General features: G+C 60.1%; 26 protein-coding genes. 12 read left to right on the forward strand and 14 right to left on the reverse strand.

Features of this window, described 5'->3' with window-relative positions:
* Nucleotides 1–3: 3 nt before the first annotated feature.
* From AC5YUO_RS18690 to hutC, 5 genes are all read right to left on the reverse strand, one after another.
* Entirely contained in the window at nucleotides 4–1044 is a 1041-nt protein-coding gene (locus tag AC5YUO_RS18690; RefSeq protein WP_400813609.1) for an LLM class flavin-dependent oxidoreductase, read from the reverse strand.
* The gene (locus AC5YUO_RS18695; RefSeq protein WP_496156301.1) at nucleotides 1041–1979 is read right to left on the reverse strand and encodes a flavin reductase family protein; all 939 of its coding nucleotides are present in this window, start codon (nucleotides 1977–1979) and stop codon (nucleotides 1041–1043) included. The genes AC5YUO_RS18690 and AC5YUO_RS18695 overlap by 4 nt, the downstream gene beginning before the upstream one ends.
* Nucleotides 1976–2821: an alpha/beta fold hydrolase gene (locus tag AC5YUO_RS18700; RefSeq protein WP_496156302.1), complete on the reverse strand. Its 846-nt coding sequence runs from the start codon at nucleotides 2819–2821 to the stop codon at nucleotides 1976–1978. The genes AC5YUO_RS18695 and AC5YUO_RS18700 overlap by 4 nt, the downstream gene beginning before the upstream one ends.
* A gap of 11 nt (nucleotides 2822–2832) precedes the next feature.
* Nucleotides 2833–3435, reverse strand: coding sequence for an amino acid synthesis family protein (locus tag AC5YUO_RS18705; protein WP_496156303.1), 603 nt, complete (start codon nucleotides 3433–3435; stop codon nucleotides 2833–2835).
* 278 nt (nucleotides 3436–3713) lie between these two features.
* The gene (gene hutC, locus AC5YUO_RS18710) at nucleotides 3714–4454 is read right to left on the reverse strand and encodes a histidine utilization transcriptional repressor HutC (protein ID WP_400813605.1); all 741 of its coding nucleotides are present in this window, start codon (nucleotides 4452–4454) and stop codon (nucleotides 3714–3716) included.
* A gap of 130 nt (nucleotides 4455–4584) precedes the next feature.
* Here hutC and AC5YUO_RS18715 point away from each other — a divergent pair, with 130 nt between their 5' ends.
* The 5 genes from AC5YUO_RS18715 (at nucleotide 4585) to AC5YUO_RS18735 (ending at nucleotide 9339) form a co-directional block, all read left to right on the forward strand.
* Entirely contained in the window at nucleotides 4585–4926 is a 342-nt protein-coding gene (locus AC5YUO_RS18715) for a hypothetical protein (protein WP_496156304.1), read from the forward strand.
* Nucleotides 4927–5024: 98 nt separating this feature from the next.
* Nucleotides 5025–6062 (forward strand): ABC transporter substrate-binding protein, encoded by a 1038-nt coding sequence (locus tag AC5YUO_RS18720; protein ID WP_174058092.1) that lies wholly within the window; start codon nucleotides 5025–5027, stop codon nucleotides 6060–6062.
* A gap of 95 nt (nucleotides 6063–6157) precedes the next feature.
* Nucleotides 6158–7015 (forward strand): ABC transporter permease, encoded by an 858-nt coding sequence (locus AC5YUO_RS18725; protein ID WP_400813603.1) that lies wholly within the window; start codon nucleotides 6158–6160, stop codon nucleotides 7013–7015.
* Entirely contained in the window at nucleotides 7008–7838 is an 831-nt protein-coding gene (locus tag AC5YUO_RS18730; protein ID WP_400813602.1) for a quaternary amine ABC transporter ATP-binding protein, read from the forward strand. The genes AC5YUO_RS18725 and AC5YUO_RS18730 overlap by 8 nt, the downstream gene beginning before the upstream one ends.
* A complete protein-coding gene (locus AC5YUO_RS18735; RefSeq protein ID WP_496156305.1) occupies nucleotides 7831–9339 on the forward strand; it encodes an HAL/PAL/TAL family ammonia-lyase in 1509 nt (502 codons plus the stop codon). Before AC5YUO_RS18730 ends, AC5YUO_RS18735 begins: the two co-directional genes overlap by 8 nt.
* Before the next feature lie 42 nt (nucleotides 9340–9381).
* On the opposite strand, the gene AC5YUO_RS18740 is transcribed toward AC5YUO_RS18735, so the two are convergent.
* The 8 genes from AC5YUO_RS18740 to AC5YUO_RS18775 form a co-directional block, all read right to left on the reverse strand.
* Nucleotides 9382–10080 carry a GntR family transcriptional regulator gene (locus AC5YUO_RS18740; RefSeq protein WP_400813600.1) on the reverse strand — a complete coding sequence of 233 codons (699 nt, stop codon included), beginning with the start codon at nucleotides 10078–10080 and terminating at the stop codon, nucleotides 9382–9384.
* Nucleotides 10081–10222: 142 nt separating this feature from the next.
* Nucleotides 10223–11107 carry a formyltetrahydrofolate deformylase gene (purU, locus tag AC5YUO_RS18745; protein ID WP_496156306.1) on the reverse strand — a complete coding sequence of 295 codons (885 nt, stop codon included), beginning with the start codon at nucleotides 11105–11107 and terminating at the stop codon, nucleotides 10223–10225.
* Nucleotides 11108–11196: 89 nt separating this feature from the next.
* Nucleotides 11197–12504, reverse strand: a complete 1308-nt coding sequence (gene glnT, locus AC5YUO_RS18750) for a type III glutamate--ammonia ligase (protein WP_400813598.1) — start codon at nucleotides 12502–12504, stop codon at nucleotides 11197–11199.
* Nucleotides 12505–12588: 84 nt separating this feature from the next.
* Nucleotides 12589–13917, reverse strand: coding sequence for an FMN-binding glutamate synthase family protein (locus AC5YUO_RS18755; RefSeq protein WP_010973662.1), 1329 nt, complete (start codon nucleotides 13915–13917; stop codon nucleotides 12589–12591).
* Between the two features lie 16 nt (nucleotides 13918–13933).
* Nucleotides 13934–14620 (reverse strand): GXGXG domain-containing protein, encoded by a 687-nt coding sequence (locus AC5YUO_RS18760; protein ID WP_269340122.1) that lies wholly within the window; start codon nucleotides 14618–14620, stop codon nucleotides 13934–13936.
* Between the two features lie 37 nt (nucleotides 14621–14657).
* On the reverse strand, nucleotides 14658–15563 hold the full coding sequence (locus tag AC5YUO_RS18765) for a class II glutamine amidotransferase (protein ID WP_496156307.1): 906 nt from the start codon (nucleotides 15561–15563) through the stop codon (nucleotides 14658–14660).
* Between the two features lie 96 nt (nucleotides 15564–15659).
* On the reverse strand, nucleotides 15660–16340 hold the full coding sequence (locus AC5YUO_RS18770) for a helix-turn-helix domain-containing protein (RefSeq protein ID WP_496156308.1): 681 nt from the start codon (nucleotides 16338–16340) through the stop codon (nucleotides 15660–15662).
* Between the two features lie 34 nt (nucleotides 16341–16374).
* On the reverse strand, nucleotides 16375–17349 hold the full coding sequence (locus tag AC5YUO_RS18775) for a GlxA family transcriptional regulator (RefSeq protein WP_496156309.1): 975 nt from the start codon (nucleotides 17347–17349) through the stop codon (nucleotides 16375–16377).
* An 89-nt stretch (nucleotides 17350–17438) separates the two neighbouring features.
* Here AC5YUO_RS18775 and AC5YUO_RS18780 point away from each other — a divergent pair, with 89 nt between their 5' ends.
* The 4 genes from AC5YUO_RS18780 to soxG all read left to right on the forward strand — a co-directional run bounded on the left by AC5YUO_RS18780 (nucleotide 17439) and on the right by soxG (nucleotide 22543).
* Nucleotides 17439–18689, forward strand: coding sequence for a sarcosine oxidase subunit beta family protein (locus AC5YUO_RS18780; protein WP_496156310.1), 1251 nt, complete (start codon nucleotides 17439–17441; stop codon nucleotides 18687–18689).
* 77 nt (nucleotides 18690–18766) lie between these two features.
* Nucleotides 18767–19042: a sarcosine oxidase subunit delta gene (locus tag AC5YUO_RS18785; RefSeq protein ID WP_496156311.1), complete on the forward strand. Its 276-nt coding sequence runs from the start codon at nucleotides 18767–18769 to the stop codon at nucleotides 19040–19042.
* Nucleotides 19039–22002, forward strand: coding sequence for a sarcosine oxidase subunit alpha (locus tag AC5YUO_RS18790; protein WP_496156312.1), 2964 nt, complete (start codon nucleotides 19039–19041; stop codon nucleotides 22000–22002). The genes AC5YUO_RS18785 and AC5YUO_RS18790 overlap by 4 nt, the downstream gene beginning before the upstream one ends.
* A complete protein-coding gene (soxG, locus tag AC5YUO_RS18795) occupies nucleotides 21995–22543 on the forward strand; it encodes a sarcosine oxidase subunit gamma family protein (protein WP_496156313.1) in 549 nt (182 codons plus the stop codon). The genes AC5YUO_RS18790 and soxG overlap by 8 nt, the downstream gene beginning before the upstream one ends.
* Nucleotides 22544–22553: 10 nt before the next feature.
* Here the strand turns inward: soxG and AC5YUO_RS18800 are convergent, their stop codons facing one another.
* A complete protein-coding gene (locus AC5YUO_RS18800) occupies nucleotides 22554–23594 on the reverse strand; it encodes a LacI family DNA-binding transcriptional regulator (RefSeq protein ID WP_400813586.1) in 1041 nt (346 codons plus the stop codon).
* A 148-nt stretch (nucleotides 23595–23742) separates the two neighbouring features.
* On the opposite strand from AC5YUO_RS18800, the gene AC5YUO_RS18805 reads away from it, so the two are divergent.
* The 3 genes from AC5YUO_RS18805 (at nucleotide 23743) to AC5YUO_RS18815 (ending at nucleotide 26642) form a co-directional block, all read left to right on the forward strand.
* Complete coding sequence (locus tag AC5YUO_RS18805) at nucleotides 23743–24708, forward strand: substrate-binding domain-containing protein (RefSeq protein ID WP_496156314.1); 966 nt, start codon at nucleotides 23743–23745, stop codon at nucleotides 24706–24708.
* 98 nt (nucleotides 24709–24806) lie between these two features.
* Nucleotides 24807–25811 (forward strand): ABC transporter permease, encoded by a 1005-nt coding sequence (locus AC5YUO_RS18810; protein ID WP_065117313.1) that lies wholly within the window; start codon nucleotides 24807–24809, stop codon nucleotides 25809–25811.
* 9 nt (nucleotides 25812–25820) lie between these two features.
* Nucleotides 25821–26642, forward strand: coding sequence for an ATP-binding cassette domain-containing protein (locus AC5YUO_RS18815; protein WP_496156315.1), 822 nt, complete (start codon nucleotides 25821–25823; stop codon nucleotides 26640–26642).
* Nucleotides 26643–26647 lie beyond the last annotated feature (5 nt).

A 26647-nucleotide genomic window follows, 5' to 3' on the forward strand; every position in this document is an offset into this window, starting at 1 on the left:
GCATTACTCCCCGAAAGCCGGCATCACATCGGAAAGGAAGCGCTCCAGCGAGGCCTTCTTCCGTTCAAAGCTCATGCCCGTATCGATCCAGAAGGAATATTCGTCATAGCCCATCGCCTCGTAGGCCTTGATCCGGCTAATCACCTCACCGGCATTGCCGACGACATTGTTCCGGCGCATCACATCAGCGGAAAGCATGGCGTTGGCGGCGATGTCTTCCGGCGCAATTCGCTCGATAAGCCCCTGATGAACGGGTTTTTCGTTTTTGAACCAGGCGAAGAAATAATTGTAATAGACGCTCATCTCATGCGCCGCCTGCGCGATATCGGCTTCATCGGACCCGACATAGGTGTGGCGCAGCAGCATGATTTTTGGCCGCTGTTTTTCCGGGTTCTTGGTGCAGGCCTCGTTGAAGCGGCCCATCAGGGTTTCCACCTCGTCATCGCCCTGCCACAGCGGCGTCACCTGCACGTTGCAATCATTGGCGACGGCGAATTCATGGGAATTCGGATCGCGCGCCGCCACCCAGATCGGCGGGAAGGGTTGCTGCAACGGCTTGGGAGCGGAAGTGGTGGCGGGGAACTTGTAGAATTCGCCGTCATGGGCGTAGTCGCCCGCCCACACACCTTTGACGGCCGGGATGAGTTCGCGCATGCGCTGGCCGGCACCCCAGGCATCGAGACCCGGAAGCAGCCGCTCATATTCAAACGAGTACGCGCCGCGGGCAATACCGATATCCAGACGGCCGTCGCAGATGAGGTCCGTCATCGCCGCTTCGCCGGCAAGTTTGATCGGATGCCAGAAGGGTGCGATCACCGTTCCCGTGCCAAGACGCGCCGTCCTGGTGCGCCGGGCAAGATCGGCGATGGTCACGAAGGGGTTTGGGGCAATGGTAAAATCCATGCCATGATGTTCGCCGGTCCAGATGGCATGCATGCCGCCGCGATCAGCGATTTCGCAAAGCGTCACGAACTCCTCGTAAAGCGTCTTGTGATCCTGCGAGGCGTCCAGCCGTTCCATATGGACGAAGAGGGAAAATTTCATGGGTTTGTCGCCTTCATCGAGATGGGATGGACCCTGCCGGCAGTCTCGTTACCGACATAGACACCGAAATTGCCGATCGAACTTTCCAGTGCGAACCGGCTGACAATGTCCGCGGTCGCGCCGGAGTCGAACTTTGCCGAAGCCAGCGCGCCGGGCAACAGAAAACGGCCCTGACGCGGCGCCTCATCGCCATCTGCCAGTGCGTGGTAGACGATGTGCTGACGCCCATCCGCCTTGTTTTCATAAACCGAATAAAGAAAACCCGTCCTGACCGGCAGTCCGGTGAGTTCCTCAAGCCGCGCCGTGAGCGCCGCGACCGGATCGCCGCCGGACACGACGCAGCCGGGCAGCGACAGAACATCCTCACCAACGAGGTAAATCTCACCGCGGCGCTCAAGAACAGCGCCGACAGCAACTTCCCCCTCCGCCGCAGCCGAAAGCGCCTTGGCGGCCAACATCGGCGTGAAATAACCACCGCGCGCATAACCGAGGCCGTTCAGGCCGCTATTCTCGAAGGCGCTGATGCGACCGAGCAGAATGACGTGGTCTCCGGCCTCGATCACCTCCTGCATCGAACATTCGAACCAGGCCGCAACATCGGCAAAAACCGGCGATCCTTCCGGCGCATCCGACCAGATGGCGGCGGCGAAACGATCCTCCACGGGCCGGGCGAAGGTATTGGACAGGTCCTTCTGGCCTTCCGACAGAATATTGACGGCGAAATTTTTCGCGCCCGTCATCGTCGCGAAATTGCGCGAGCTGCGGGCAAGGCAGATCAGCAGCAGCGGCGGATCGAGCGAGACGGAGGTGAAGGAATTTGCGGTGAAACCCACCGGCTTTCCAGCCTCGTCGCGGGTGGTAACGATCGTTACCCCCGTCACGAAGGCGCCGAATGCGTCGCGCAGGGCGCGCGGGTCAAGGGTTGCAACGGTCATTGCGGCTCCTCCTCTAAAGCCAGCCATTCGGCCATCATTGCATTGACGGTTTCAGGTGCGGTCAAATTGACCATATGCCGGTGCACCTCGACGATGCGGGCATACCCGCGCGGCGTGATCGCCGCCATCTGCTCCGCCATCAGCGGCGTTGAGTTCGGGTCATCCGAACCGGTCAGGAAAAGCGCCGGGCAGGTAACCGAAGGCCAGCGGTCCGCATAGGTCTCATCTCCCCCCGCAAAAGCCGTATAAGCGACCGCGTAACCTTCCGGATCGACCATTTCCAGCCAGCCTCTCGTCAACTCCCGCGCGTGCTGGCTTTTCAGATCATCGCCGAACCAGCGCAGCAGGGGGCCTTCCTTGTCCACTCCCGTGGTGCGGATCGCCGCCGCGCGCGCAAGCACCGCCGCTTTGGCGGCTGGATCCCGGCGATAGACGCCGTTCAGGTATCCGACGCGTATGATGCGATCTCCAAGGGTGGCGGCTGCACCGCCGGAAATCAGCGCACCCATCGAGTGTCCGGCGACATTGGCGCGGTCTATCCGCATATCCTCAAGGAACCGGCCGAACCAGCCGACGAAATCCTCAAGAGTGCTGCCAGCCGCGAGGCGTTCGCTACCGCCATGGCCCGGCATGTCGACAGCGATGACGCGATGCGTCCTTGAAAACACCTCGATCTGCGGCGTCCAGGCTTCGAGCCGCATTCCGACCCCGTGGATGAGGATCAGGGCCTCGCCCGTGCCGGCTTCAAAATAGGCGGCTCCGTCCCCGGTCGTTTTCCGGGGAAGCGTGGCGGCACCTGCCGTTGCAACATTGACCTTTGACGTGTCGGCGACCCCTTGCATTGGCGTCCGCCTCACACGCCGGCCGGATTAGCGACATCCTGGCCGAGATCCTTCAGATCCTGATAACGGTCGCCGATGCGGTGGTGTGGCCGGCCACCAACGGAAGCGCCGAGCGCGACCACGATCTCGTCGGCGGCCGGGGCATCGGGAATGGCCGTCTGGATCGTCAGATAGTGCGAACGGCGGCCTTCATCGTTCTTATCCATCAGCGGGATTATGATCGGCGCATTGCCGGGGCCACGCGTGTTGCAGAAGGCGAGATAGGATTTGGCGCCCACAGCCTGACGATAATGGTTGCCGAAACGCAATGTGTGGATGAGCGCGGAAGCATGTTCGATCTCCCCGTCCAGCCCCACGACCGCCGCCTTGCCATAAGCCTCCACCGCCTCGCCGGAACCGACGGCATCGAGGATCATCTTCGTCAGCAATTCGCCGAGCACCGGCGCGCCTGCGTGAATTTCCGGCTTCAGATCGCCCACGAAACCTTTGCCCGCCCACGGATTTTTAACGACCGCAATGGCGGCGAACAGCTTCAATGGCGTCGCGGCGGCCTTGCCCCCCTCAATCAACGTCGTTTCGACCTGAAGCAGGGTCTTGCGGATCTGGATGGACATCAGCGCTCTCTCCGTAAATATGATGGCTTATGGTATGCCATAATATATGACTGTCAAGTACCGTAATCCGGTATGAGCGAGCCGTTCGGTTTTTGGGTATTATCGTGGCCGGCAAGTCGAGCGGCATGAGCAACCGATTGCGATTGGCAAGCGACGACTTGAGGCGGGAAAAAAGGGCACATTTAACCGAGGCGTCATCAGCGGGGCTGGATACGCAAGTGGCCGGTTCATGTGGCGATAATGTTGCGGAGGGTCAGGTCAGCCGGGGCTGGCGGCCGCTACTCCTGACTTTCGAGCCGGTATCTGGAACCGGGATAGAGCAGCCGCACGGACGTGACGGCGCGGCTCGATGACCAGGTTCTGCGGCGCACCAGAAGGCAGGGCTCATTTCGGCTGATGGCCATCAACTTGCACTCCCAGGGCTGGGGTGACGCGGCCTCGATGAATTGCTCGGTCCGTGAAATGGGTGCCGCCGCCGTCAGATAGGCATTCGGGGTAAGCGTATTGAAATCCTGCATCAGATAATCCGGAGCGATCTCCGCATTGACGAAGCGATCCTCGAGCTGGATCGGCACATCATCTTCATGGTGCACGATGATGGAGTGAAAAACCTTTGCTCCCACACTAATCTCCAGCGCGGTTGCGAGATCCGGACCGCAAACTTCCGTCTGGGCGAGAATGAGGCTCGGCCGATGCGTCGAACCGCGCTCCTTGATCTCGTCGGCGATGTTGCGCACGCCCATCATGCCGGCGCTTCGCTTTTTCGGGGCGACAAAGGACCCGCGCCCCTGCACGCGAACGATCACCCCCTCGGTCGCCAGCTCCCGCAAGGCGCGGTTTGCCGTCATGCGACTGACACCCAGCATGTCGACGATCTCGTTTTCGGAGGGTATCCTGTGGTTGGTCAACCACTCTCCGCTGGCGATCTTTTCCTTGATCTGTTCTTTCACCCGCTCATACAGCGGCAGGGAGGAGCGATCGCCCGAGACAGGAAACTCGTTTTCGGTGACGGGCAGCATTAAAACTCCTAAAAATCGGGCGGCTGCACAAAACGCAGCCAGAATCCGCGCAAGCACAAAATTATCACATCCTATCTTGCTTGTCTTTCGCAAATGTGTGAAGTTACATATACAACTTGAGGGGAAAATAATGGCAAGCGAAGACTCGATCTCCAGCGGCCGCAAGTCTCCGGCCGATAGTCGGGGCGATATTCGAATGCCCGCCCAGCGCAACGGCAGGAGCTGCCATACCAGAGCTGAAGCCATGTTTGATGGCTCGCTTGGGCAATATGCGCTGAAAGACCGCCCTTTCCCGAACCGGCCAGCCGCATGCGCCTCCAATCCGACATCGCCGATGCGCGCGACCCATATGAATTTCTCAAAGTTGTATAGTGAACTTTCGGCACGCCGTTTCAAGGCGAACATCGAATTCCCTGTTGATTCGATGATCAACCGGCCGCCGATTTTGACAGGATATGAAATGCACCAATGACCGCCGGGTTCAGGGCAAACGCCTGCCTTGAGCGTCCGGCTGAAACCACAAAACACATGCCAGCAAGTTGCCAATCATCAAACCAAAAGGGGAATGCAATGCTGAATTCAAAGCTGAAAATCGCGCTGGCCACCACCGCGCTCATCATGGGAGCCCATGCCGGCGCCGCGAGAGCGGAAGGCTATTGTGCTGCTGGAAAGACCATCACCTTCGCCGGCATCGACTGGGAAAGCGGTGCTTTCATCACCGAAGTCATGAAGGAAATCCTTGCCAAAGGTTATGATTGCAAGGTCGATTCCATTCCCGGCAATTCCGTGACGCTGGAACAGGCGACCGCCAATAACGACGTGCAGATTTTCGCTGAAGAATGGATCGGCCGCTCCGACGTCTGGAACAAGGCTGCGGAAGCCGGCCAGGTCACGTCGGTCGGCAAGACTTTCGTCGGCGCCGCCGAAGGCTGGTTCGTGCCGGAATATCTCATCAAGGGCGACCCGGCAAAAGGGATCGAAGCCAAGGCTCCGGACCTGAAGAGCGTCGATCAGCTTTCCGATCCGAAGATCGTTGAACTGTTCAAGGATCCGGAAGAGCCGACCAAGGGCCGCTTCCTCAATTGCCCCTCGGGCTGGACCTGCGAAGGCGTCAATACCGCCAAGCTGCAGGCCTACAAGCTGGAAGCAAACTATGTGAACTTCCGCCCCGGCACCGGCACCGCTCTCGATGCCGCCATCGCCGCCGCCTATCTTCAGGGCGAGCCGATGCTGTTCTATTACTGGAGCCCGACGGCAATCATGGGCAAATACAAGCTCATCCAGCTGCAGGAGCCGGCCTATAGCGACGCCTGCTGGAAGGAACTGACGAGCGCCGACGGCAAGCGTGATGCCGGTTGCGCCTTCCCCTCCGTCGAGGTGGCCTATGGCGTGAACAGCACCTTTGCGAAGGAAGCGCCTGAGATCATCGCGATCCTTGAAAAGGCGACGTTCCCGCTGACGGAGATCAACGCCAGCCTCGCCTATATGACGGACAAGCAGGTCGATGCGACAGCCGCCGCCAAGACCTTCCTTCAGACCAAGGCCGATATCTGGGGCAGCTGGGTTTCCGCGGACGCCAAGGCGCGTATCGAAGCCGCCGTCAAGTAAACATCGCAGGCGCGCCGGGTTACCGGCGCGCATTTTCCCGTCAGGACAGGGGCCGGCTCCCGGACATGGGGTCGGCAGGCGCGAGGACGACACCAATGTTTCCTGAAGTTTTCCATATTTCCATCCGGGGCCCGATCAATGAGATCGTGCGTTCGCTGGTGGTGAATTACGGCTCCGTTTTCAAGGCGATCTCGCAGACGATCCTGCAGGCGATCCTCTTCGTGGAATGGGTGCTGCGCGGTCTGCCCTGGTGGGCCGTTTTTCTGGTCTTCCTGGTGCTCGCCTGGTTTGCGGCGAAAAAGATTTCGCTCGTCATTATGGTGGCGGTGATGCTTTTCATCGTCGGCTCGCTCGGTCTCTGGGACCTGACGATGCAGACGCTAGCGCTGATGCTGATTGCCAGCCTCATCTCAATCGTCATCGGCGTGCCCATGGGCATCCTTCTTGCCAAAAGCGAATGGGCGCGGCGCATCACCCTGCCGGTGCTCGACGTCATGCAGACCATGCCGAGCTTTGTCTATCTCATCCCCGCCATCATGCTGTTCGGCCTCGGCAAGGTTCCGGCCGTGCTTGCCACCATCGTTTATGCCGTGCCGCCGCTGATCCGCCTGACCGATCTCGGCATTCGGCAGGTGGATCGGGAAGTGGTGGAGGCGGCAACCGCCTTTGGCGGCAGCCCGCGACAGATCCTGTTCGGTGTCGAATTACCGCTCGCCACGCCCACGATCATGGCCGGCCTCAACCAGACGATCATGATGGCGCTCTCCATGGTCGTCGTCGCCTCGATGATCGGCGCGCGCGGTCTTGGCGAGCAGGTGCTGAACGGCATCCAGACGCTCGATGTCGGCAAGGGCCTCGAAGCAGGTCTCGGCATCGTTATTCTCGCAATCGTGCTCGATCGTATCACCCAGGGTTTTGGCCGATCCAGCCGGAAGGAAATGGGCAATGACTGATATCCATATCCGCAACGTGTCCAAGATCTTCGGCGGCAACTGGAAGGCCGCGCTAGCCATGGCGCAGCAGGGCGCGGAAAAGAGCGACATCCTGGCAAAGACGGGATGCAGCGTCGGCCTCGACAATGTCAGCCTCGACATAGCGGGCGGCCGCATTTTCGTGATCATGGGCCTTTCCGGTTCCGGCAAGTCGACGCTGGTGCGCCACATCAACCGCCTGATCGAACCAACAAGCGGCGAGATTCTCGTCGGAGACGACAATGTTCTCGCGCTGAAGGCTAAGGAACTGCGGGATTTCCGCAACCGGCGCGTCAGCATGGTGTTCCAGAATTTCGGCCTGATGCCGCACCGCACCGTGTTGCAGAACGTCGTTTATGGCCAGCGCGTGCGCGGACTGACTAAGGCCGATGCGCGACCCATCGGCATGAAGTGGATCGAGACCGTCGGTCTTTCAGGCTATGAGGACAAGTTTCCGCACCAGCTGTCCGGCGGCATGAAGCAGCGCGTCGGCCTCGCCCGCGCGCTGGCCGCCGATACTGACGTCATCCTGATGGACGAGGCCTTTTCGGCACTCGATCCGCTGATCCGCGCCGACATGCAGGATCAGCTGCTGCAACTCGAAAAGAACCTGCACAAGACGATCGTCTTCATCACCCACGATCTCGACGAGGCGCTCCGCATCGGCGCGCAGATCGCGATCCTGAAGGATGGAAAGCTGGTGCAGGTGGGAACGCCGGACCAGATCCTTAACAGCCCCGCAAACGACTATGTCGCCCGTTTCGTGGAGCGCCGCGCGGGTGCGGGAGAAGGCCAGCATGGCTGATACGATCACCATCGATCGTCCTCTCACCTGGCAACAGATCGCCACGGTTGCAAAAGGTGCCACGCTTTCCCTGTCGGATAAAGCGTCGCAGCGCATCGCCGATGCCCGCGCCATCGTTGATGCACTCGTCGAAAAACGTGTGCGCGGTTACGGCATCAATACGGGTGTCGGCGCGCTCTGCGATGTGATTGTCGACATTCCCAAGCAGCAGGCCCTCTCCCGCAACATCCTGCTCAGCCATTCCTGCGGCGTTGGAGAACCGCTCGGACGCGAAGAAACGCGCGCCATCATGGCCGCCCAGATCAACAACTTCGCGCATGGCTACTCCGGCGTGCAGGTCAAAACGGTCGAAATGCTGCTGGCCCTGCTGAATGGCGACATTCTTCCCGTCATTCCGTCGAAGGGCTCGGTGGGCTACCTCACCCATGCCGCGGCCATTGGCCTCGTGCTGATCGGCGAAGGTCAGGCCCGCCACGGGGGTGAATTGATCAGCGGCAGGCAGGGGCTCGAAAAGCTCGGCCTCGAACCCATGGTTCTGCAGGCGAAGGAAGGGCTGAGCCTCGTCAACGGCACACCCTGCTCCACCGGCCTCGCCAGCCTCGCGCTTGCCCGCACGACGTCCCTCCTTGACTGGGCCGATGCGGCAGCGGCAATGAGTTACGAAAACCTTGGTGCGCAGGCCGATCCCTTCGCCGCAGGACCGCTTGCGCTACGCAGCTCGCCCGGCATCCAGACCGTTGGCGCGAACCTGCGCCAGCTTCTGGCGGCAAGCCCGCTTCTTGCCCGGTCGGCCGGATCGCGCACGCAGGATCCGCTCAGCCTGCGCGCCGTGCCGCAGGTGCATGGCGCCGTTCGGGACAGCGTCGCGCAGATCGCCGATGTCGTAAACCGCGAGCTCGCGAGTGTCACGGACAACCCTGTTGTCGGCGGCACGCCGCAGGCACCCGAGGTCCATTCCCAGGCCCATGCCGTCGGTGCGGCGCTCGGGCTTGCCATGGATGGGCTGGCGACGGCCGCGGCCGAACTTGCCGCCATTTCCGAGCGGCGTATCGACCGGCTCGTCAACCCGCTTGTCAGCAGGCTGCCCGCCTTTCTGGCGGAAAGCGATGGCGTCTGTTCCGGTTTCATGATCATCCAGTACACGGCTGCAGCACTTGCCGCTGAAAACCGCCGCCTTGCCGCCCCCGCCAGCCTCGATGGCGGCATCACCTCCGCATTGCAGGAGGATATATTGACACATGCCACCGCCGCTGCCGACAAAACGCTCTCGATCATCGGCAATCTGGAAACCATTCTGGCGATCGAGGTCATGAGCGCGGCTCAGGCTTACGACATGCAGCCAGACCAAGCCGGCCGCGCGCCCGGCACCGATACACTCTACCAGCGTGTCCGGACGGCGGTGCCCTTTTACCGCGACGACCAACCGCTCAATAATTTGGTAGCTGCCGTTCGGGAAATGTTGCAAACCACGCTTGCGGGGATACCCGCCGGCGCAGATTGAATGCTGCACCGGAAATTTTAGCCGCACGCGATGCTGAAGGGGTTACTCTTTGCCGGTCTTCTGGGCGATGAGAACGGCCTCCGCAATCGCGCTCGCGCTCGCGACATGATCCAGAGCCGCCTTGTAGGCGGCGTCTCCATCCCCCTGCCGGATGGCCTCGACGATCTTCTCCATTTGCGCCGGACCTTCGGTATCGCGGCTTTTCGTCTTGATCGTCATCGAACGAAGATGGTTGATCCGCACCGTCAGCAGGTTGACGACACCCCAGGCGACATGCCGGTCGATCTTGCTGAACAGCGTCTGATAAAAGGACGAGGTATGCATGAGAACGCCAGGCATATCCTTAGCGACATAACTTTCGCGGATATGCCTGAGCGAGGCTTCAAGCGCCTCCACGATGGCAGGATCGCGGCGTTCCGCGCAAAGGCGAGCCGCCATTCCTTCCAGCGCACCACGAATTTCATAAATCTGCTTTGCCTCATCGAGATCGAGCATCGCGACCATCGGGCCCTTGTTCGGCAAATTCGCCACCAGCCCCTCGGATTCCAGATGCCGCAGGACCTCACGGACGATGGTGCGGGAAACGCCGAGCTGGGCGCAGAGATCGCGCTCCACCAGACGGTCGCCCGGACGGAAATAACCGTTCACGATGGCGTCACGGACCTTGTCGAGCGCGAGTTCCCTCAGCGTCTTTGTCGGGCGCTCAACGCGAATGGCAGTTCCGTGCGAAGCATCTGTCATGGTATCACCTCGTTTGACACATCCCGTTTCGTTACAGCACAGTTACGAACGACACGGGAGATGGCTTTTGTATTATGGCGTACCAGCTTATTTAGCGCTGTGCTCTCCTTAAGGCAACATCAGCGCGACGTGCGGAGAATGGTCATCCCATTCTTTCCGAAGCATAAGAGCCGGGACCAGGAGGAAACACCACGGTTCGGCTGCCGTTCAGGAATACGCGCCGGTGAATGTGGGCGTGGATGGCACGCGCCAGCACCTGCGCCTCCACATCCCGGCCGAGCGAGACATAATCCTCGGCCGACTGCGCATGGGTGATGCGAACGATATCCTGCTCGATGATCGGCCCTTCATCCAGATCGGCCGTCACATAATGGGCCGTCGCACCGATCAGCTTCACACCGCGCTGATAGGCCTGCTTGTAGGGGTTCGCCCCCTTGAAGGACGGCAGGAAGGAATGGTGGATATTGATGATCTTGCCCGACATCGCCTCGCACATCCGGTCCGAAAGCACCTGCATATAACGCGCCAGCACGACGAGTTCCGTGCCGGTACTTTCCGCGATCTCCATGATCCGCGCTTCGGCCTGCGGCTTGTTCTCCTTCGTCACCGGAATGTGGTGAAAGGGAATGTCGTGATTGACGACCACCTTCTGGTAATCGAAATGGTTGGAGACGACGCCGACAATATCGATCGGCAAGGCCCCGATCCGCCAGCGATAGAGCAGATCGTTGAGGCAATGGCCGAAGCGCGACACCATGAGCAGAACCTTCATGCGTTCAGCCTGATCGTGCAGCGCCACTTCCATGCCGAATGTCTTCGAAATCGGCGCGAGTCCAGCCATCAGCGCATCACGCGTCGCGCCTTCCTCGGATATGAAGCCCACGCGTATGAAAAAACGACCGGTGCCGAGATCGTCGAATTGCGAACTGTCGACGATGTTGCAGCCTTTCTCCGCCAGAAAGCCTGAAAGGGCAGCAACAATGCCGCGGGTGGATTTGCATGTTACGGTCAAGACGAAGTTCGTCATCTGGCGGTCTCCCTGTCATCGATATTAGAAAAACCCGCGCGGTTTGACGCGCGCGGGAAAAGCCGCAAGGGCGGCGGGGAAAACCGGGCTCAGACGTCGAGCGTGGTCTGGTGCTCCCAGGCGGTGAACTGCGAGCAATAGCTGTTCCACTCGCCCTGCTTGAGCTTCAGATAGGCCTTGGAGAATTCCGTGCCGAGCGCCTGCTGCAACTCCGCATCCTTCTCATATTCGCGCAGCGCATCGAGAAGATTGAGCGGCAGCTTCGGCGCATCCGTAACCGTATGACCCTCACGATACATGTCGATATCGTGATGCGGACCGGGATCCGCCTTGGAGCGGACACCCGAGAGGCCGGCAGCGATGATGATGGCCTGCAGCAGATAGGGGTTCACCGCACCATCCGGCAGGCGCAGCTCGAACCGACCCGGCCCCGGCACGCGCACCATATGGGTGCGGTTATTGCCGGTCCAGGTCACCGTATTCGGCGCCCAGGTGGCACCGGAAATGGTGCGCGGCGCGTTGATGCGCTTGTAGGAATTGACCGTGGGATTAGTGACCGCGGCAAGCGCCGACGCATGTTTCATGATGCCGCCGAGAAAGGTCTTGCCCTTGGCCGACAGACCGAACGGCATTGCCTTGTCGGCGAAGGCGTTGACCTTGCCGTCGAGGTCCCAGACCGAGATATGGGCATGGCAACCGTTGCCGGTCAGCCCCTTGAAAGGCTTCGGCATGAAGGTGGCGCGCAGCCCGTGCTTTTCGGCAACGGACTTGACCATGAATTTGAAGAAGGAATGTTTGTCGGCGGTCTGCAGCGCGTCGTCATATTCCCAATTCATCTCGAACTGGCCATTCGCGTCCTCATGGTCGTTCTGGTAGGGCTTCCAGCCAAGCTCCAGCATATAATCGCAAATCTCGGCGATCACATCGTAACGGCGCATGACGGCCTGCTGGTCGTAGCAGGGCTTTTCCGCCGTGTCGTATTCGTCGGAGATTTTCGCACCGTCGGGCGAAATCAGGAAAAATTCCGGCTCGACGCCGGTCTTGACCCTGAGCCCTTCGCTTGCCGCTTCCGCGATGAGTTTTTTCAGCACCACACGCGGCGCCTGCTCCACCGGCTGGTCTTCCATGACGCAATCGGCAGCAACCCAGGCAACATCCTTTTTCCATGGAAGCTGGATGACCGAAGAGGCATCCGGCACGGCGAAAAGATCGGGATGAGCAGGCGTCAGATCGAACCATGTGGCGAAACCGGCAAAACCCGCGCCACCCTTCTGCATATCGGCGATCGCTTCCGCCGGCACCAGCTTGGCCCGCTGGCCGCCGAAGAGATCGGTGTAGCTGATCATGAAATATTTGATGCCCTTTTCGGCAGCAAATTTGGAGAGGTCCAGTGTCACGTCATTCCCCTTTTTTTGGTATCAGACACTTCATTGAAAAAAGACGGGCACATCCTCCCAAATGCGCCCGTCCGTTCTTATGGCTTAAAAGCTGCCTTTCCCCGGGAACCAGTTCGTTCCCGCCAGCGGAACCTGCGCCATGGCAGCCGCCTCCATGGTCAGCGCCACCAGATCTTCCGGCTCCAGATTGTGGAGATGGTTCTTGCCGCAGGCACGCGCGATGGTCTGCGCTTCAAGCGTCATGACCTTCAGGTAATTGGCAAGGCGGCGGCCGGCAGCGACGGGATCGAGGCGTGCTGCCAGTTCCGGGTCCTGCGTGGTGATGCCGGCGGGGTCTTTGCCTTCGTGCCAGTCATCATAAGCGCCGGCCGTGGTGCCGAGTTTCTGATATTCCTCTTCCCAATGCGGATCGTTATCGCCAAGCGCCACCAGCGCCGCAGTGCCAATGGCAACCGCATCGGCACCGAGCGCCAACGCCTTGGCGACATCAGCGCCTGAGCGAATGCCGCCGGAGACGATGAGCTGCACCTTGCGGTGCATGCCGAGATCCTGCAGCGCCTGAACGGCGGGACGAATGCAGGCGAGCGTGGGCATGCCGACATTTTCGATGAAGACATCCTGCGTGGCCGCCGTTCCGCCCTGCATGCCGTCAAGCACCACCACATCGGCACCGGCCTTTACCGCGAGCGCCGTGTCGTAATAGGGCCGCGCGCCGCCGACCTTGATGTAAATCGGCTTTTCCCAGTCGGTGATTTCACGCAGTTCGAGGATCTTGATTTCGAGATCGTCCGGGCCGGTCCAATCAGGGTGGCGGCAGGCGGAACGCTGGTCGATGCCCTTCGGCAGGTTGCGCATATTGGCGACGCGATCGGAAATCTTCTGGCCGAGCAACATACCGCCGCCGCCCGGCTTCGCGCCCTGGCCGACCACGACCTCGATGGCGTCCGCACGGCGCAGGTCTTTCGGGTTCATGCCATAACGTGAGGGAAGATATTGATAGACCAGCGTCTGGCTGTGGCCGCGCTCCTCATCCGTCATGCCGCCATCGCCCGTCGTGGTGGATGTGCCGGCGATGGTCGCACCGCGGCCAAGCGCTTCCTTGGCATTGCCCGAGAGAGCGCCGAAGCTCATGCCGGCAATGGTGATCGGCGTTTTCAGCGTGATCGGCTTCTTGGCGAAACGGGTGCCGAGCGTGACGGTCGTATCGCATTTCTCACGATAACCTTCGAGCGGATAACGCGAGATGGATGCGCCGAGAAACAGGAGGTCGTCGAAATGCGGCACCTTGCGCTTGGTGCCCGCACCGCGAATGTCATAGATGCCGGTCGCCGCCGCACGGCGGATTTCCGCCAGCGTGTGATCGTCAAAGGTTGCGGATTTGCGCGGCGGGGTGAAGGGGTTGTGATAGCTCATCGGAATATCCCTCGCCTCAATACGCGTCGGCGTTGTCGATGTTGAAATTGTAGAGCGTGCGGGCCGAGCCGTAGCGCTTGAACTCACCGGGGCTGACATCCGTGACGCCGGCCTTTTCGAGGAGTTCTGCAAGCTTTTCGAGATGTTCCGGGCGCATCTCCTTTTCGATGCAATCGGCACCGAGGCTCTTCACCGAACCGCGCACGAAAAGCTTAGCCTCATAAAGGCTGTCACCCAGCGCATCGCCCGCATCACCGCAGACGACCAGATGGCCCGACTGGCCCATGAAGGCAGACATATGGCCGATATTGCCTTTCACGACGATATCGATGCCCTTCATGGAAATGCCGCAGCGGGAAGCGGCATTGCCCTTGATGACCAGAAGCCCGCCGCGACCGGTGGCGCCAGCATATTGCGAAGCATCACCCTCGATGACGACTGTGCCGGACATCATGTTTTCGGCGACACCCGGCCCGGCCGAGCCGTGAACGGTAACCGTGCCGCCATCATTCATGCCGGCACAATAATAACCGACCGAACCGTGCACATCGACGGTAACAGGACTGTCGATGCCGACAGCGACGGCATGGTGGCCGCGCGGATTGACGACTTCGAATTCGGTATCGTTGACACCGGAGGAGAGGCCGTGAAGTGCGCTATTCAATTCACGCAAGGGCGTGTGGGAGAGATCGAAAACTGGCATGGATTATGACTTTCAAAACAGGCGCCGATGACGGGTCTCAGGCAGCCTTTTCATGGTCCCAGAAATAGACGGTCGCCGGTTCCGGCTCCCAGACGCGGGCATTTTCAATGCCGGGCAGATTGACCAGCGCGCGATATTCGGAGCCGAAAGCGACATATTGATCGGTCTCAGCCATGACAGCAGGCTTGCAGGCGATGGGATCCCGCACCACGCCGAAACCGGATTTGGTGCCGACAACGAAGGTGAAGAAACCGTCGAGATCATCGAGCGCGCCGGTGAGCGCCTCGCCCAGATCCTTGCCCTTGGCCATTTCCGCCGTGAGATAGGCGGCGGCGACTTCCGAGTCGTTCTGGGTCTCGAAGGTCATGCCTTCGCGCACCAGTTCGCGGCGCAGATTATTGTGGTTGGAAAGCGAACCGTTGTGTACGAGGCACTGGTCGGCACCGGTGGAGAATGGATGCGCGCCAAGCGTCGTCACTGCCGATTCCGTCGCCATGCGGGTGTGGCCGATGCCATGGGTGCCGGCCATGGAGCGCACGTCAAAGCGGGTGACCACGTCCTTTGGCAGGCCGGTTTCCTTGTAGATTTCTACGCTATCACCGGAGCCCATCACCCGCACATTCGGGCGGATAGTGGCGAGAACCGCGCGAATTCCGTCAAGCTTCTGCGATGGAATATCCAGCACCGCATGGGTGCTTTTTACCGTGACCGAGGCTTCAATGCCGTTTTCCTTCAGCACCTCGGCAAGGCCCGAAAAATCGGCAGCGGGATCGGCCGACTGGATCGTCACTTTCGCACGACCATCGGCCGCACTTCCATAGATCGCGATGCCGGCCGAATCCGGCCCACGATCGGTCATGGTGACCAGCATGTCCGAGAGCAGCTGACCCAGCTGCGGTTCAAGGCTTTTGTCTTTCAGGAATAGTCCAACAATGCCGCACATCGACAGGCACCTCCATTCGTTTCTGAATGAAGGGCTAACATATGGAATTCCATTCCGTCAACTATCAGGAATATTTTTTTCTTCTAAGGCAAATTCTCAATCATTGGTCATTCGCCTTTGCGGATAGGAAATGATCGACAGATACCGCGCCGGAAGCTTCACCAGCTCTTCCGGCCCGTGCGGCGCATCGGCGTCGAAAAACAGGCTGTCGCCGGCCTGCATGGTGAAAAGCTGCTCGCCATGGCGATAGACCACCTCGCCTTCCAGCATGTAGAGAAACTCCATGCCCTCATGCTGGAAGGTCGGGAAAACATCCGAATCCGTTGTGAGCGTGATGAGATAGGGCTCGACGGTGACGCCGCTGGTATTGTTGTCGATATGACCGAGCAGGCTGTATTGATGGCCGGCGCGGGTGCCGCGCCGCTCGATATTCACCCCCTGCCCCGCCTTGACGAAAGTGGCGCTGCGCGGCTCCTCGAAACCGCGGAAGAAAGCCGTAATCGGCACGCCGAGCGCCTTGGAGAGCGTCTGCAGCGTGGTAAGCGACGGGGAGATATTGCCGTTCTCGATCTTGGACAGCATGCCGACGGAGACACCGGTGGCCGAAGCAAGATCAGTAACGGTGATGCCGAGCTTCTTGCGATAGGCGCGAACCTCGTGGCCGATCGCCATTTCCAGATTGTTGACCCTCGGCTCACGAACGGCATGCGGATCCTGCGACAGGAATTGTGCAGCTTCGGTCTTGGTGGCATCCTTCGCCATGGTGTCCTCCGGCATTATCGTGTTTTCCCTTCCTTACAGGAAAACTATTTTAATTCGGAGGAAATCTTTGCCGCAGCGTGTTCGGCGTCTGGCCGAAGCGGGCCTTGAAACATCCCGAAAAATGGCCTGCACTGGAAAAACCGGTGGCGAAGGCTACTTCCGCAATGGAGAGCGGGCTTTGCTCCAGCAATCGCCGGGCGTGGTCGAGGCGGATTGCGCGGTATGCCTCCAGAAAACTCGACTTCAGGTGGGTCGCGAAAAGCCGGTCGAGGTGGCGTGCGCTTGTGCCCGCCAGCTTTGCCATGGTCTGCCGGTCGAGCGGGCTTTCAATGGTCATTTCCATTTTTTCCAGCACGGTTAGCAAGGCCGGATGGTTGGTGCCATGACGTTCGGCCGAAGAGCCACGCTGCGGTGCGCCGGGTTCGGCGACCGCCGTGTGCAGATACCAGTCGCTGACACGCCTTGCGAAATGCGCACCCATTCTCTGCGAAATCATCGCATACATCATGTCGAGGGGGGCAACGCCGCCGGCGCAGGTGATGCGGTCTCCATCGAAAACAAACCGCGCCTGCCGGGGCGTGAGATGGCCGAAGGCCTCTTTCAGCACCGGCGCATGTTCCCAATGAATGGTGAAATCGCGGTTTTCCAGCAATCCCGCCGCTGCCAGCACATAAGCGCCGCTGGAAATGCCCCCGATCCTGACACCCTGCCGCGCCAGCCGCCGTAACGTCCCGTAAGAATTTTCCGCAACGGTCCAGTCCTGCGGCCCGCCACCTGCACAGACAAAAATCGTATGGCATCGTTCGCCAGCAGCGGCGAGCGCCTCGCAGCCGACAATGATGCCGGACGAGCTTCTGACTGCCTCGCCATCGAAAGATAGGGGAACCACATCGTATAGATCGGTTCCAGCAATCAGATTGGCGGCGCGCAATGGCTCCGCCGCCGAGGCGTAGGACATCAGCGCAAAATTCGGAACCAGGATGAAACCAATGCGCTGGACATTCTTCTGCTCGATGGTCGTCATGTCTCTTTTTTAAATCATAATGTCCCTTATCTGCAATACCCTTCCGTACAGCATCGCTAAGCTTGCTTGATATCGTTCGAGGTACGCAGATGCGCTATTCCGCCTTTTCCATTTTCAAGAACGGCCTTTTCGGCAACAAATCGTGGAAACCCGCATGGCGGGCTGTGTCACCGAAACCCCATTATGACGTCATCATCGTCGGCGGTGGCGGGCACGGGCTGGCGACCGCTTATTATCTCGCCAAGGAATTCGGCGTCACCAATGTCGCGGTGCTGGAGAAAAACTACATCGGCTCCGGTAATGTCGGCCGTAACACCACGATTATCCGCTCCAATTATCTGCTGCCGGGCAATAACCCGTTCTACGAGCTTTCGATGAAGCTGTGGGAAGGGCTGGAGCAGGATTTCAACTTCAACGCCATGGTTTCCCAGCGCGGCGTGCTGAACCTCTTCCATTCCGATGCGCAGCGTGATGCCTATACAAGGCGCGGCAATGCCATGCGGTTGCACGGCGTGGATGCCGAGTTACTGGACCGCGCCTCCGTCAAGGCGATGTTGCCATTTCTCGATTTCGACAATGCCCGCTTCCCCATTCAGGGTGGCCTGCTGCAAAGGCGCGGCGGCACCGTCCGTCACGATGCCGTAGCATGGGGTTATGCCCGCGGCGCAGATAGCCGGGGCGTCGATATCATCCAGGGCTGTGAGGTGACGGGTATTCGCCGCGAAAACGGGGCGGTCGTGGGCGTCGAAACGAGCCGCGGCTTTATCGGTTGCGGCAAGCTGGCTTTGGCGGCGGCGGGCAATTCCTCTCAGGTCGCCGCCATGGCCGGGCTGAAGCTGCCGATCGAAAGCCATGTCCTGCAGGCTTTCGTCTCCGAAGGGCTGAAACCCTTTATCGATGGCGTCGTCACTTTCGGGGCGGGCCATTTCTACGTCTCGCAATCGGACAAGGGCGGCCTCGTTTTCGGGGGCGATATAGACGGCTACAATTCCTATGCGCAGCGCGGCAATCTGGCGACGGTCGAACATGTCGCCGAAGCCGGCAAGGCGATGATACCGGCACTTTCCCGCGTCCGGGTGCTGCGCTCCTGGGGTGGCATCATGGATATGTCGATGGATGGTTCACCGATCATCGACCAGACCCCCATCGACAATCTCTATCTGAATGCCGGCTGGTGTTACGGTGGCTTCAAGGCAACGCCCGCCTCCGGTTTCTGCTTCGCCCATCTTCTGGCGCGCGGCACACCGCAGGAAACGGCAACGGCATTCAGGCTTGACCGCTTCCGACGCGGTTATCTCATCGATGAAAAAGGCCAGGGCGCACAGCCCAACCTTCACTAAATCCATAGCGGGATTTCAGGCGAAAACCCCTCACAGTTTTCGCCATCCCGCTATCTCGCGGATCAAGGACATTCGAAATGGCAAGTCTCGTGCCCTGCCCGCATTGCGGGCCAAGACCCAAGGAAGAATTCACCATCAAAGGTGCTGCCCTCGCCCGGCCCACGGCAGATGCCGGCACCGAGGAATGGTTCGACTATGTCTATCTTCGCGACAATCCTCGCGGCACTTATGAGGAGTATTGGCACCACACATCCGGTTGCCGCCGCTGGCTGGTCGTGGCCCGCGATACCGTCACCCATGAGATATCCGCCTGCCGCGACGCTGCCGAAAAGACGAAAGTGACAAGCGCATGAGCTCCCACCGCCTGAAGACCGGCGGTCTGATCGACCGCTCCAAACCGCTTTCCTTCACCTTCGACGGCAAGCCGATGTCTGGCTTTGCGGGCGACAGCCTCGCCTCCGCCCTGCTCGCCAATGGCCAGCAACTCGTCGGCCGCAGTTTCAAATATCACCGCCCGCGCGGCATATTGACGGCGGGCGCCGCCGAGCCGAATGCGCTGATGACCATCGGCAGCGGCGGCCGAACGGAGCCGAATACGCGCGCCACCATGCAGGAGCTTTATGCCGGGCTGGAAGCGAAAAGCCAGAACCGCTGGCCCTCGCTCGATTTCGATATCGGCGCATTGACCGGCCTTCTGTCCCCATTCCTCGGCGCGGGTTTTTACTACAAGACCTTCATGTGGCCCGCCGCCTTCTGGGAGAAAATCTACGAGCCCTTCATCCGCAAGGCGGCCGGTCTCGGCAAGGCGAGCTACGAGGCGGACCCGGATGCCTATGACAAATGCTGGGCGCATTGCGACCTGCTGGTGATCGGCTCCGGGGCTACAGGACTTGCGGCAGCTCTCACCGCCGGCCGCGCCGGCGCGCGCGTTATCATCGTCGATGAACATTCCGTGGCGGGCGGCGGGCTTCTCTCCGAAACCGCGACGATCGGCGGCAGCAGCGCTGCGGATTTCGCCGCAAACTGCGTCGCCGAACTCGAAACCCTGCCTGATGTGACGGTGCTGCCGCGAACCACGGCCTTCGGCTGGTATGACGGCAATGTCTTCGGCGCGCTGGAGCGGGTGCAGAAACACCTGGCCAACCCGAAAGCGCATGTGCCCGTGGAGCGCCTGTGGCGCATCGTGGCCAAGCGCGCTTTGCTTGCCACCGGCGCCGAAGAGCGGCCACTTGTCTTCGGCGGCAACGATATTCCCGGCGTGATGATGGCCGGCGCCATGCGCAGCTATCTCAACCGTTATGCCATAAGTCCCGGCACGGCGACGGCGATTTTCACCACCAACGACAGCGGTTATGCGCTCGCCCACGACCTGGAGGCACAGGGTGTCACGCTCGCCGCCATCATCGATAGCCGCGAGCAAGGCAATCCGGGCTACGAAGGCAAGGCGCGGGTCATCAAGGGTGGCTTCGTTGCGAATGCGAAGGGCGGCAAGGCGCTTTCCGCCATCGAGATTTATGCGAATGGCAGCACGGAAAGTCTCAACGTGGATGCGCTGGCGATGTCAGGCGGTTTCAGCCCCGTCATCCATCTTGCCTGCCATCGCGGCGGCAAGCCGGTCTGGTCGGAAGACAATGTTGCCTTCCTCGCACCCGCCAATCTCAAGGGGCTCGAACTCGCCGGTGCGGTATCCGCGATAAATGGCATCGCAGCCTGCCTTGAAGACGGCGCGCGAAAGGGTGCGGCGCTTGCGCAGGATCTCGGTTTTGCAGCAACCACAGCGACATTTGGCGTCGTGGAAAACGATATCGTGGCTCCGCCCGCAAAGGCGCTCTGGTCGATCCCCGGTATCAAGGCAAAAGCCTTTGTCGATTACCAGAACGATGTTCATCGCAAGGATCTGGGTCTCGCCATCCGTGAAGGTTACGGCCACGTCGAACTGGCCAAGCGTTATACGACGAACGGCATGGCGACCGATCAGGGCAAGCTTTCCAATGTCAACGCCATAGGCCTGCTGGCCGAAGCGCGCGGCGTTTCCCCGGCGGAGGTCGGCACCACCACCTTCCGGCCCTTTTATACGCCGGTCTCCTTCGGCGCTCTGACGGGAGCTTATCACGGCCATCATTTCCAGCCGGTGCGCAAATCGCCGCTGCATGGCTGGGCCGAGAAAAATGGCGCAATCTTCGTCGAAACCGGCCTCTGGTATCGTTCCTCGTGGTTTCCGCGCAAAGGCGAAAACGGATGGCGGGAAAGTGTAGATCGCGAGGTTCTGAACGTGCGCAAGAATGCCGGGCTTTGCGATGTATCGATGCTTGGCAAGATCGAAATCTGTGGCAAGGACGCCGCCGAATTCCTCAACCGGGTTTATTGCAACGCTTTCCTGAAGCTGCCGGTCGGCAAGGCGCGTTATGGCCTGATGCTGCGCGAAGACGGCATGATCTACGATGACGGCACCACCAGCCGGCTGGAGGAGAACCGCTTCTTCATGACGACTACTACGGCCTATGCGGCGGGTGTCATGAACCATCTGGAGTTCTGCGCGCAGGCGCTCTGGCCGGACCTTGATGTACGCCTCGCCTCCGTCACCGATCAATGGGCGCAGATGGCGATTGCCGGACCGAAGGCACGCACCATCCTCCAGAGGATCGTCGATGAGGATATTTCCAATGAAGCCTTCCCCTTCCTTGCCGCCAAAGAAGTCTCGCTGTTTGGCGGGCAATTGCACGGACGCCTGTTCCGGATTTCCTTCTCCGGCGAACTGGCCTACGAGCTTGCCGTCCCGGCCGGCTACGGTGAAAGCGTTGCCGATGCACTGATGGAAGCAGGAAAGCCCGATGGCATCATGCCCTATGGCGTTGAGGCGCTGGGCGTGCTGCGCATCGAAAAGGGCCATGTCACCCATAACGAAATAAACGGCACGGTGGTGCCCGCCGATCTCGGCTTCGGCAAAATGGTCTCCGCCACCAAGGCCGATTTCATCGGCCGGCGGATGCTGGAGCGCGAGGGCCTTTCGGCGGCGGACCGTCCCAGCCTCGTCGGCGTCGTGCCGCTTGATAAAAACCAGTCCTTCCGCACCGGTTCGCATATTCTTGCCAGAGATGCAGCGGCAACGCTGGAAAACGATCAGGGTTATGTGACCTCAAGCGCGTTTTCACCACATCTCGGTTCGACCATCGGCCTCGCCCTCGTCAGGAATGGCCCTGCCCGCCACGGCGAGGAGGTCATGGTCTGGAACGGTCTGCGCAATGAATTCACCGCCGCCCGCTTGTGCCATCCGGTTTTCTTCGACCCTGAGAACGAGAAGCTCCATGTCTGATTTCAAGCCTGATTTCAAATCCGGTTTCCGGCCGACGCTCCGCCCGGTGCTGGGCGCAAAGGGAGCGATTGCTTCAACCGCCATCAAGCTCTCTGCCCTGCCGGAAGGCGCGATCATCCATGTGCTGGCCGCCCCCGACACATCGGACATGGAGGCCCTTGCGGGCAACCTCGCAAAAGGCGATGTCCGGGCGGTTTCTCCCGGCCAATGGTTCATCGTCGGCGAACAGCCGCTGTCTCATACGGATATGAAAGCGGCTCTCGCGGCATTTGAGCCGCAGGCAACGGGTGTGGACCAAAGTCAGGGGCGCGTACGCATCCGCATCGAAGGCAAGATGGCCGAACGGACGCTGGCAAAAGGAACGGCGGTCGATCTTTCCCAGGCAGCCTTCCCGGTCGGACACTCGGCCACGACATTGATCGGCCATATCGCCGCCCATCTCACCCGGCTTGACGGGCAGGTGTTCGAAGTCATCGTTTTGCGCGGTTTCGCCGAAAGCCTGTGGGACGATCTTGCCCGGATGAGCCTCGAATTCCAGTGATCCTGTCGGCCTAGGTCCAGATGCTTTCAGGCGTCAGGATTTCAAAGGGAACGATCCGCTGTTCGACGGAGGACGAATCTCCGTTTTCGATGCGCCGTAACATCACATCGATCAATTGCTGCGGCATCCTGTCGAGGGGAAGCGGCAGCGAGGCTGTGATCAGCCCTTCGTTGAGGCCCTTGCGCGTTTCCGGGCCGATATCGTTACAAACGATCTTTATGCCGCGCTGTTTCTCTGCAGGCAGCTCCCGAAGTGCCCGCAGAACGCCCGATATGCCACCGCCATTGACGTAAATTCCCCTGAGCCCGGGTTCGGCGGCGATCATGTCGCGAACAATGACATAGGCATTTTCCGGCTCCTCGTGGGTCAACAGCGTTTCTGCGACCTGCAATTCGGGTGTGTTCTCGCGCATGTAGGAGCGGAAACTCGCATCCGAAACATCCTGACACTGGTAACGATTGCTGCCAATAAGCGGCACGACCGTCCCCTCGTCCTTCACCGTCTGGCTGAGGAACCATGCCGCCGTGCGACCGCGTTTCCAGCTGTCGGTTCCGACAAAACCCGCCCGGCTTGCCGCCGACAAATCGGATACATAAGTCACCACGGGTACGCCCCTGCCCCGCAACTCATCGATTGCCTGGCTGACAAGCGGGTGATCGGCCGTCACCACCGCGATTGCGCCGCAGGATTGCCCCATCTTCAGGAGATTGGCGGAAACGGCCTCGGGTGAAAGATCGTCTTCGAAAACGACGTCCGGCTCGATGACGCTGTCTGGCCTCTGGCGTGCAGCGGCGACGATCCCTTCCGCCCAAAGCCGATAGAGCGGCCGATGGGATTGCTGCAGCAGGAAACCGAGCCTGTAGTGGGGCATCGCCTCACGACGCCGGTCCTTGATGGTGCCGAGACCATAAAAACCGATCTCTTCCGCAGCCTTGAGAATCTGGTCGATCGTATCCTGACGCACAGCGGTCGATCCATGCAGCAACCGGTTGACCGTGGAGATGCTGACGCCGGCTGCCTTGGCAAGATCGGTAATGGTCGGTCGGTTCATGGCGCCTCACAATCGTATCATCCATGAATGACATGTAATGATACGAAATGCAACATTAAATGAAATATAAATTCCATTCCTATGATAATGAAAGATATAAATCATCCTGTCATTTTGGCCCATCGGGAGAATGGGCAGGGAGGAAACAATGGCATATTTCAAGAAATTTCTCATCGCGGGTGTCGCATCCCTGGTGATGGCGTCCGGCGCGTTTGCTGCGAATATTGCCGTTGTCGGCGGCAAGAATGACGATGCGTTCTGGAACCTCATCAAAAAGGGTCTGGATGACGCGCGCCTCGTGGTCGAGGCGAATGGCGGCAAGGTCAATTATCTCCGCCTGCAAACCTACGACAATTTTGCGCCCGATGTGGTGCAACTGATCCAGACCGCCATCAGCCAGAAGGTCGATGGTCTCGTCATTCCGAACTGGGTACCGGAAGGCGAAGACCCGGCGATACGCGAAGCCATCAAGGCCGGCATCAAGGTCATTCTCATGAATGCCGGGGGCCATGAAAAGGCGAAAGAACTCGGTGCGATCAATTATGTCGGCTCCGACGAATATCTGGCGGGTGTGGCCGGCGGCGAATATTTCGCCAAACAGGGCAAAAACAACGTCATCTGTGTCAACACCGTTCCGGGCGCCGCCAATCTCGAAGCTCGATGCAAGGGTATCCTGGACGGCATCACCAAGGCCGGCGGCACCGGCAAGCAGCTGCCGCTGCCCGCCACCAGCTTCGGCGACGCCACCGCCGTGGCCGAAGCAATCAAGGCGACACTGCTTCAGGACGGCAAGATCGACGGCGTTCTGACCATTTCCGCCGGTGATGCGGATTCGGCCGCCATCGGCGTCATGCAAGCCGGCAAAACCGAAACGGCCCTGCTCGGCACATTCGACCTCAACCAATCCGGCCTCGACCGCATCAAGGATGGAACGCAGGGTTTTGCAATCGACCAGCAGCCCTATCTGCAGTCGCTGCTGGCGGTGACGCTTCTGGCCTCGGCCATCGATTTCGGAACCGATCTGCCGACCGCACCGGTCCTGACCGGCCCCAATATCGTCGACAAATCCAACATCGAGGCCACGCTTGCCGGCGTCGCCAAGGGTGCGCGCTGAGCAATGATCCACGCTTTGTCCCGATCCCGATAGCCGGGCTCGGGACAAGCGGACAGGGACATCGACGCAAAACCCGGAATCTATCGTGGAGTAACGACGTGAAAAATCTCTCTTTGGGCGACCTTCTGCGCCGCCCGGAATCAGGCGCCTTTCTCGGCCTTGTTTTCGTTCTTGTCTTCTTCGTTGTCTTCGGCAGCATCGAATTCCTGAAACCGGCGGGCGCCGCAAGCTGGCTGAATGTCGCTGCCAATCTCGGCATCGTCGCCATTCCCGTCGGCCTTCTCATGATTTCCGGCGAGCTGGACATTTCCATCGGCGCGATGATCCCGGCCGGCGCACTGACTGTCGCCATCATTACCGGTTATTACGGCATGCCGATCTGGCTCGGCATCATCGGTGCGCTTGGCCTTGGGGTGCTTGTCGGGCTGATCAACGGTTTTCTGGTGATACGGACCGTGGTGCCGTCACTGATCGTCACCCTCGGCACGCTCTTTGCCGTGCAGGGTCTAATCCTCGGTTTTTCCGTGCTGCTGACCGGCACGACCAGCGTGGCGTTGAGTCCGGCGCAATCCGGCCCGATCGCCAAATTCCTGTTCGGACAGTTCATCGGCGGCAGTTTTCAGGTCAGCATCGTCTGGTGGCTGCTGCTGACGGCGATCTATATCTTCTACGTCCATTATTCGCCCTTCGGAAACTGGATCTTCGCCATGGGCGGCGACCGCGTGAGCGCCCGCAATGCCGGCATTCCCACCGACAAGCTGACGGTGACACTTTTCGTCCTTTCCTCCGTCAGCGCCTCCTTCGTCGGTGTCTGTCAGGCAATCCTCTTCAATGTCGCCCAGGTTTCGGCCGGCATGACCTTCATCTTCAACTCCATCATCGCGGTCGTCGTGGGCGGAGTGCTGCTAACGGGCGGTTTCGGTTCGGTAATCGGCATTTTTCTCGGCACCATCACCTTCGCCATCGTCAATCAGGGCATCTATTTCACTTCGTTTGACCGCAACTGGTCGAGCCTCATCATCGGCGTCATGCTGCTGCTCGCGGTGCTGATGAACAACACCTTCCGCGTCATGGCGCTCACCTATTCACCGAAGAAGAAGTGAGGCAGGACCATGACCACACCCATTCTCGAACTTAAAAACGTCAACAAATCCTTCGGTCCCATCGATGTTCTGCACGATATCTCGCTGAAGGTGCGCGCCGGCGAAGTGCTCTGCCTGCTGGGAGACAATGGCGCTGGAAAATCCACGCTGATCAAGACGCTGGCCGGCGTCTATCACCCAAGTTCCGGCGAAGTGCTGATGGATGGCAAGCCGGTCGATTTCGACGGGCCGCGCGATGCGCAGCGCATAGGCATTTCCACCGTGCACCAGTTCGGCGGAACCTTTCCGCTGATGAGCATCGGCCGCTCCTTCTTCATCGGCGCCGAACCCACCAAAGGCTTCTGGCCTTTCCGCATCTACGACCGCAAGAAGGCCAATGAAATCGCAGTCAAGGCGGTGCAGGAATTCGGCATCACCCGCATCGATGACGGTGACCGGCTGATCGGCGGGCTTTCCGGCGGCGAGCGGCAATCGCTCGCCATTGCCCGCGCGGTGCATTTTGGTGCACGCGTTCTGATCCTAGACGAGCCGACGGCGGCGCTGGGCGTGAAACAGGCATCGCACGTCCTGCGCATCGTGCTGGAGGCGCGCAAGCGGGGCATCGCGGTGATCTTCATCACCCATCAGGTCACCCACGCCATCGCCGTCGGCGACCATTTCGCCGTGCTTATTCGCGGCGCGGTCGCCGCCAATTTCCGCAAGGGCGAAAAATCCCGCGAGGAGATCACCGACCTGATGGCCGGTGGTGAGGCGCTCGCCGATCTCGGCGCAGAGGTGGAGAATTACATGGCCAGCCATGGCGGCCATCCGCCGCCGCAGCCATCGAATTAAGACAG

This window comes from Agrobacterium sp. LEGMi-208b (assembly GCF_059511785.1).

Coding starts and splice junctions, on each gene's coding strand:
- AC5YUO_RS18690 (WP_400813609.1), bottom strand. CDS start 1,044: ATGAAATTTTCCCTCTTCGTCCATATGGAACGGCTGGACGCCTCGCAG.
- AC5YUO_RS18735 (WP_496156305.1), top strand. CDS start 7,831: ATGGCTGATACGATCACCATCGATCGTCCTCTCACCTGGCAACAGATC.
- AC5YUO_RS18805 (WP_496156314.1), top strand. CDS start 23,743: ATGGCATATTTCAAGAAATTTCTCATCGCGGGTGTCGCATCCCTGGTG.
- AC5YUO_RS18815 (WP_496156315.1), top strand. CDS start 25,821: ATGACCACACCCATTCTCGAACTTAAAAACGTCAACAAATCCTTCGGT.
- AC5YUO_RS18705 (WP_496156303.1), bottom strand. CDS start 3,435: ATGTCCATCCAGATCCGCAAGACCCTGCTTCAGGTCGAAACGACGTTG.
- AC5YUO_RS18755 (WP_010973662.1), bottom strand. CDS start 13,917: ATGAGCTATCACAACCCCTTCACCCCGCCGCGCAAATCCGCAACCTTT.
- AC5YUO_RS18695 (WP_496156301.1), bottom strand. CDS start 1,979: ATGACCGTTGCAACCCTTGACCCGCGCGCCCTGCGCGACGCATTCGGC.
- AC5YUO_RS18760 (WP_269340122.1), bottom strand. CDS start 14,620: ATGCCAGTTTTCGATCTCTCCCACACGCCCTTGCGTGAATTGAATAGC.
- AC5YUO_RS18800 (WP_400813586.1), bottom strand. CDS start 23,594: ATGAACCGACCGACCATTACCGATCTTGCCAAGGCAGCCGGCGTCAGC.
- AC5YUO_RS18790 (WP_496156312.1), top strand. CDS start 19,039: ATGAGCTCCCACCGCCTGAAGACCGGCGGTCTGATCGACCGCTCCAAA.
- AC5YUO_RS18725 (WP_400813603.1), top strand. CDS start 6,158: ATGTTTCCTGAAGTTTTCCATATTTCCATCCGGGGCCCGATCAATGAG.
- AC5YUO_RS18765 (WP_496156307.1), bottom strand. CDS start 15,563: ATGTGCGGCATTGTTGGACTATTCCTGAAAGACAAAAGCCTTGAACCG.
- purU (WP_496156306.1), bottom strand. CDS start 11,107: ATGACGAACTTCGTCTTGACCGTAACATGCAAATCCACCCGCGGCATT.
- AC5YUO_RS18700 (WP_496156302.1), bottom strand. CDS start 2,821: ATGCAAGGGGTCGCCGACACGTCAAAGGTCAATGTTGCAACGGCAGGT.
- AC5YUO_RS18785 (WP_496156311.1), top strand. CDS start 18,767: ATGGCAAGTCTCGTGCCCTGCCCGCATTGCGGGCCAAGACCCAAGGAA.
- AC5YUO_RS18740 (WP_400813600.1), bottom strand. CDS start 10,080: ATGACAGATGCTTCGCACGGAACTGCCATTCGCGTTGAGCGCCCGACA.
- AC5YUO_RS18770 (WP_496156308.1), bottom strand. CDS start 16,340: ATGCCGGAGGACACCATGGCGAAGGATGCCACCAAGACCGAAGCTGCA.
- AC5YUO_RS18730 (WP_400813602.1), top strand. CDS start 7,008: ATGACTGATATCCATATCCGCAACGTGTCCAAGATCTTCGGCGGCAAC.
- AC5YUO_RS18775 (WP_496156309.1), bottom strand. CDS start 17,349: ATGACGACCATCGAGCAGAAGAATGTCCAGCGCATTGGTTTCATCCTG.
- AC5YUO_RS18780 (WP_496156310.1), top strand. CDS start 17,439: ATGCGCTATTCCGCCTTTTCCATTTTCAAGAACGGCCTTTTCGGCAAC.
- hutC (WP_400813605.1), bottom strand. CDS start 4,454: ATGCTGCCCGTCACCGAAAACGAGTTTCCTGTCTCGGGCGATCGCTCC.
- AC5YUO_RS18720 (WP_174058092.1), top strand. CDS start 5,025: ATGCTGAATTCAAAGCTGAAAATCGCGCTGGCCACCACCGCGCTCATC.
- soxG (WP_496156313.1), top strand. CDS start 21,995: ATGTCTGATTTCAAGCCTGATTTCAAATCCGGTTTCCGGCCGACGCTC.
- AC5YUO_RS18715 (WP_496156304.1), top strand. CDS start 4,585: ATGGCAAGCGAAGACTCGATCTCCAGCGGCCGCAAGTCTCCGGCCGAT.